This is a genomic window from Phenylobacterium sp. (assembly GCF_030645195.1).
Classification (GTDB): Bacteria; Pseudomonadota; Alphaproteobacteria; order Caulobacterales; family Caulobacteraceae; genus Phenylobacterium.
Genome location: NZ_JAUSLW010000018.1, coordinates 1 through 5,468, shown reverse-complemented (window position 1 = coordinate 5,468; position 5,468 = coordinate 1). Strand labels below are relative to the sequence as shown.

The following is a 5,468-nucleotide window of genomic DNA, read 5'->3' as shown; positions in this document are numbered from 1 at the left end:
CCACCGCACCGCGATGTTCGCCAACATGGCGGCGAGCCTGATCAAGCACGAGCAGATCGTGACCACCCTGCCGAAGGCCAAGGAGCTCCGCCCCGTGGTCGAGAAGCTGGTGACGCTCGCCAAGCGCGGCGACCTGCACGCCCGCCGTCAGGCCATCAGCAAGGTCCGCGACGTCGAGCAGGTCGGCAAGCTCTTCGCCGTGATCGGTCCGCGCTACAAGGCCCGCAACGGCGGCTATATCCGCGTCCTGAAGGCGGGCTTCCGCTACGGCGACAACGCGGCCCTGGCCGTGATCGAGTTCGTCGACCGTGATCCGGCCGAAAAGGGCAAGGACTCCGGCCCCGTGCAGGACGCGTCCTACACCGAGGATTGAGCCGAACGGCCCAGCCAAGTTCAGAAGCCCCGGACAGCGATGTCCGGGGTTTTTGCGTTTCGGAGCTGTCATCGACCTCCGCTAAGCAGGCCGAATGCGCCATCTGATCCTCCGCCTCGCCGCCGTCCTGTGGCTGATCGCCGGTCCCGCCGCGGCCGCCGACAAGCCCCTGGTGATCCTGGTCTCCATGGACGGGTTCCGGGCCGACTATCTGGACCGGGGGATCACGCCCAACTTGTCGCGGCTGGCGGCCGCGGGCGCGCGGGGGGCGGTGCGGCCCTCCTTCCCCTCCAAGACCTATCCCAACCACTACACCCTGGTGACCGGCCTGAGGCCCGACCGCCACGGCCTGGTGGACAATGTGATGATCGACCCCCTGATCCCCGGGGTCACCTTCGGCCTGGGGGACCGATCGACGGTGAAGGACCCGCGCTGGTGGGACGACGCCACGCCCCTGTGGGTGACCGCCGAGCGCCAGGGGGTGCGGTCGGCCAGCGTCTTCTGGCCCGGCTCGGAAACCGCCATCCAGGGGGCGCAGCCGACCTACTGGCTGACCTTCGACCAGACGATGAGCGCCGAGGCCCGGGTCGACCAGGTGCTGGCCTGGCTCGATCTGCCGGCCGATCGCCGGCCCGGCTTCATCAGCCTCTATTTCGACGAGACCGACACCGCCGGCCACCATGACGGCCCCGACAGCGCGGCCTTGAACGCCGCCGTGGCCCATACCGACGCGGCGCTGGGCCGGCTGGTGGCCGGGCTCAAGGCCAGGGGACTGGCCGCCGATCTGGTGATCACCGCCGACCACGGCATGGCGGCGGTCTCGCCGCGGCGGGCGATCTATGTGGAGGACCTCCTGCCGGCCGAGGCCGGACGGCGGCTGGCCATGGGCGCCTTCATGACCGTTGTCCCGGCGCCGGGCCGGGCGGCGGAGGTGGAGCAGGCCCTGCTGGGTCCCCACGAGCACATGACCTGCTGGCGGAAGGGCGAGATCCCGGCGCGCTTCCACTTCGGGACCCACCGGCGCATCCCGCCGATCTTCTGCCTGGCCCAGACCGGCTGGGAGATCACCACGCGGGCGGCCGTGGCCAAGACGCCGATCGAGGGGGGCGCCCATGGCTACGATCCCCAGGAGCCCGAGATGGCCGCGGTGTTCGTGGCCCAGGGGCCGCATATCCGCCGGGGCGTGCGGCTGCCCACCGTGGACAATGTCGATGTCTATCCCTTCGTCGCCCGGCTGCTGGGGGTGAGGCCGGAGGCGAGCGACGGGCGGCTGTCGGGGCTGAGGCGGGCGCTTGACAGGTAATTGCAAAAAGGTAGAAATATTCCGGAATTGAGAAGGTAGTTCCGGAGGCCGCCGTGACCCGCCCCGCCATCAGCCCGGTGATCTGGTATCGCGAGCCCCGCGTGGCGCTCGCCTGGCTGGAAGGGGCCTTTGGCTTCGAGACCACCCTGGTGGTGGACGACGGGGCCGGCGGGGTCATCCATTCCGAGACCATGATCGAGGGTGGGGTGGTCATGATCGTCGGCCCGCCGCGCGACAAGGCCACGACGCCGGTCGCCTTCGGCGGCCGCGCCACCCAGTCGGTCCATGTGCAGCTTTCGGGCGGGATCGACGCCCATTGCGAACGGGCCCGGGCGGCCGGGGCCCGCATCGAGCGGGAGCCCGAGACCCAGGCCTATGGCGACCGGGTCTATACCTGCCTGGACCCCGAGGATCACCCCTGGTCCTTCGGCCAGACGGTCCAGGTCCTCACCCAGGACCAGGTGGCCAGGGCCACCGGCCACGACATCGTAACCTCGCTGTAAGGAGCAGACCCATGGCGCGGATGAGTTCGGCGCTGTTCTACCAGGACCCCCGGGCGGCCATCGACTGGCTGCAGAAGGCCTTCGGCCTGGAGCTGACCATGTTGCTGGAGGACGCCGACGGCAATGTCGCCCACTCCCAGCTCAGCTTCGGCGACAGCGTGGTGATGGTGGGCTCCGAGTGGACGGAAGATCACAAGAGCCCCAGGTCCATCGGCGGCAAGAACACCCAGACCGTCAGCCTCCAGATCGACGACGACATCGACGCCCACTGTGCGCGCGCGCGCGCCGCCGGGGCCGTCATCCACGCCGAGCCGGAGACCCAGTTCTACGGCGACCGCACCTATCGCTGTCGCGACCTCGAGGGACACATCTGGAACGTCTCCCAAACGGTGAAGGTGGTGAGCCGCGAGGAAGCCGAGGCCGCCAGCGGGCTGAAGATCACGGGTTGGGTCTGACCTTGCCCCAGGCCCAGCTCGACAGGACGCTCGCCGCGCTCGCCGACCCCCACCGCCGCCGGGTGGTGGACCTGCTCAGCCGCGGGCCGCGCCAGGCCGGCGAGTTGGCCCGGGAGCTCGGCCTGCCGGCCCCGGCCATGAGCCGCCACCTGCGGACCCTGCGTGAGAGCGGCCTGGTGGCGGAATCCCATCCGCCCTTCGATGCGCGGGTGCGCATCTACGCCCTGAGGCCCGAACCCATGACCCACCTGCTGCGCTGGCTGGAGGAGAGCGAGCGGCTGTGGAGCGAACAACTGCTGGCCTTCAAGGCCCATGTCGAGAAGGCCCCGTGACCTCCCGTCTCCTTTTCCTCCCCCGTGAACGCAGGGCTATCGCATATGGCCGGGCGGCTTCGTCGTCAGATGCTCCCCCCCCTGGGGGAGCTCCCGGCCGCAAGGCCGGGTGAGGGGGACTGGAATGCGTTCTTCGTGCGGTTCGAGCGGTCGCTTAAGGGAGTCAAAGTCCCCCTCAGGCGCTTCGCGCCAGCTCCCCCAGAGGGGGAGCATCTGCGGACCTGCGCCTATGCGATACCCCTCCCCGTGAACGGGGGAGGAAAATCGTGACCTCCAAGGTCTTCGTCGCCCTGCGGGTGAAGGCCACGCCGGAGCGGGCCTTCGAGGTCTTCGTCGGCGAGATCGGCACCTGGTGGAAGCCTAACGGCCTGTTTCAGACCACGCCGCGGGCGCCAGGCGTCCTGGCCTTCGAGCCCGGGCAGGGCGGGCGGCTCATCGAGACCCTGGCCAATGGCAAGGTGTTCGAGATCGGGCGCATCACCGCCTGGGAGCCGCCGCACCGGCTGGAATTCTCCTGGCGACAGGCGAACTTCCCGCTGGAGCTTAAGACCGAGGTGGAGGTGCGGTTCGAGAGCGTCGGGGCCGAGACCCGGGTCAGTATCGAGCACCGCGGCTTCGACCAGGTCCCGGCCGGCAGCGCCGCCCGCCATGGCTTCCCCGACCAGGTCCTGCTGATGCGGCTGGCCGAGTGGTGGCAGGGGCTGCTGGCGAGCTACGGGGCGCGGGCGGCATAACGCGGTTGCGCGAGTTCTCGGTTTGTTTCAAGGTCGATGCGAGGGGGAAATGCGACCATGACCGACGGATCTTCCACGCCCACGGCCGCCCGCCGGAAGGCCGCCTTCGGCTTCATCTTCGCCTGCTCGGTGATGAACGCGGTCTCCTTCGGGATCATGATCCCGGTCCTGCCCAACCTGATCAAGAGCTTCACCGGTGGCGACACCGCCGCCGCCGCCCAGTGGAACGTGCTGTTCGCCACGGTCTGGGGGCTGATGCAGCTGTTCTGCGGGCCGGTGCTGGGGATGCTGAGCGACCGGATCGGACGGCGGCCGGTGCTGCTGATCTCGCTGTTCGGCCTGGCCATCGACTTCATGTTCATGGCGTTCGCCCCCAACCTCGCCTGGCTGTTCGTCGGCCGGGTGCTGAACGGACTGACGGCGGCCAGCTTCTCCACCGCCAACGCCTATGTGGCCGACGTGACCCCGCCGCAGGAGCGGGCAAAGGCCTTCGGCTGGATGGGCTCGGCCTTCTCCTTCGGTTTCCTGGTGGGCCCGGCGTTGGGCGGCTTCCTGGCCGACTTCGACCTGCGGCTGCCGTTCCTGGTGGCCGGCGGCCTGACGGCGATCAACTGGATCTACGGCTATTTCGTCCTGCCGGAATCCCTGCCGGCGGAGAAGCGCACCACCAGCTTCGACTGGAAGCGGGCCAATCCGGTGGGGTCGCTGACCTTCCTGCGGGCGCACGGCGACCTGCTGGGCCTGGCCGGGGTCGGCTTCCTGTTCCAGCTCGCCCACACGGTGCTGCCCTCGATCTTCGTGCTCTATTCCGGCTACCGCTACGGCTGGAGCCCCGGGATCATCGGCCTGACCATGATGGCGACGGGCCTGCTGGGGGTGACGGTCCAGACCCTGCTGGTGGGGCCCGTGGTGAGCCGAATCGGTGAGCGCGGCGCCTTGCTGCTGGGGGCGGCGGGCGGCTGCGTCGGTTTCGCCCTCTATGGCTTCGCGCCGACGGGCTGGTTCTACATCGCCTCCGCCCCGGTGTTCGCGGTGATGAGCTTCCTGCAGCCGGGTTTGCAGGGCCTGATGACCCGGCGGGTGGGGCCCACCCACCAGGGCCAGCTCCAGGGCGCCAACCAGAGCCTGCAGGGCATCGCCTCGGTGATCGGCCCGGCGATCTTCGGCATGACCTTCGCCTGGTCGCTGCAGCACGAGGCGATCCTGCACGCCCCGGGCCTGGCCATCTACCTGGCCGCCTTCCTGATGCTGATGGCCCTGCTGCTGGGAGTGCGGGTCGCCCACGCCCCCGCCGCGGCGACGCCGGTTCCGGCGCAATAGGCCGCTTGCCTTTCGGAACCACACGTCTAGGCTGAGCGGCATCATGGCGACGACGCGGACATAGACGATGAGGGCCTAGGCGCCGGCCGCCGGCCGGTTCACCTCGCGACCGTCTTTCCCCGACCGCCCCGGCGGTCGGCGCATCGAGATACTTCATGACCCCGTTCCTCGACCCCAGCCCCGCCTCGGGGGCGCCCGCGCGCAGCGCCGTCCGCAAGGCCGGCCTGCCGTTCATCGCCATCACCATCTGCCTGGACGTGGTCAGCCACACCATGGTCTTCCCGGTCCTGCCCCGGCTGGTGGAGGAGCTGGTGGGCGGACAGGTCTCTTCGGCCGCCCGCTGGGTGGGCGTGCTGGTGGCCGCCTGGTCGGTGGCCCAGTTCTTCGCCGCCCCGGTGATCGGCATGCTGAGCGACCGGTTCGGGCGCAGGCCGGTGATCCTGATCTC

At 69.8% G+C, this 5,468-nt stretch carries 8 protein-coding genes; all 8 read left to right on the top strand.

Translation table 11 applies throughout. The features are described 5' to 3' along the window. Positions 1-373 (top strand): 50S ribosomal protein L17 (gene rplQ / locus Q7T09_RS01660; RefSeq protein WP_304697227.1); only part of this gene is annotated, 373 nt, incomplete at its 5' end. A gap of 94 nt (positions 374-467) precedes the next feature. Continuing rightward, entirely contained in the window at positions 468-1,676 is a 1,209-nt protein-coding gene (locus Q7T09_RS01655; RefSeq protein ID WP_304697226.1) for an ectonucleotide pyrophosphatase/phosphodiesterase, read from the top strand. Positions 1,677-1,729: 53 nt separating this feature from the next. Further along, positions 1,730-2,179, top strand: coding sequence for a VOC family protein (locus tag Q7T09_RS01650; protein ID WP_304697225.1), 450 nt, complete (start codon positions 1,730-1,732; stop codon positions 2,177-2,179). 11 nt (positions 2,180-2,190) lie between these two features. Further along, positions 2,191-2,634, top strand: a complete 444-nt coding sequence (locus Q7T09_RS01645; protein ID WP_304697224.1) for a VOC family protein — start codon at positions 2,191-2,193, stop codon at positions 2,632-2,634. Further along, a complete protein-coding gene (locus tag Q7T09_RS01640; RefSeq protein ID WP_304697223.1) occupies positions 2,625-2,966 on the top strand; it encodes a helix-turn-helix transcriptional regulator in 342 nt (113 codons plus the stop codon). The genes Q7T09_RS01645 and Q7T09_RS01640 overlap by 10 nt, the downstream gene beginning before the upstream one ends. A gap of 266 nt (positions 2,967-3,232) precedes the next feature. Continuing rightward, on the top strand, positions 3,233-3,700 hold the full coding sequence (locus tag Q7T09_RS01635; protein ID WP_304697222.1) for an SRPBCC family protein: 468 nt from the start codon (positions 3,233-3,235) through the stop codon (positions 3,698-3,700). 57 nt (positions 3,701-3,757) lie between these two features. Further along, positions 3,758-5,020: a TCR/Tet family MFS transporter gene (locus Q7T09_RS01630; RefSeq protein WP_304697221.1), complete on the top strand. Its 1,263-nt coding sequence runs from the start codon at positions 3,758-3,760 to the stop codon at positions 5,018-5,020. 155 nt (positions 5,021-5,175) lie between these two features. Then, a partial coding sequence (locus Q7T09_RS01625; protein ID WP_304697220.1) for an MFS transporter occupies positions 5,176-5,468 on the top strand: 293 nt, incomplete at its 3' end.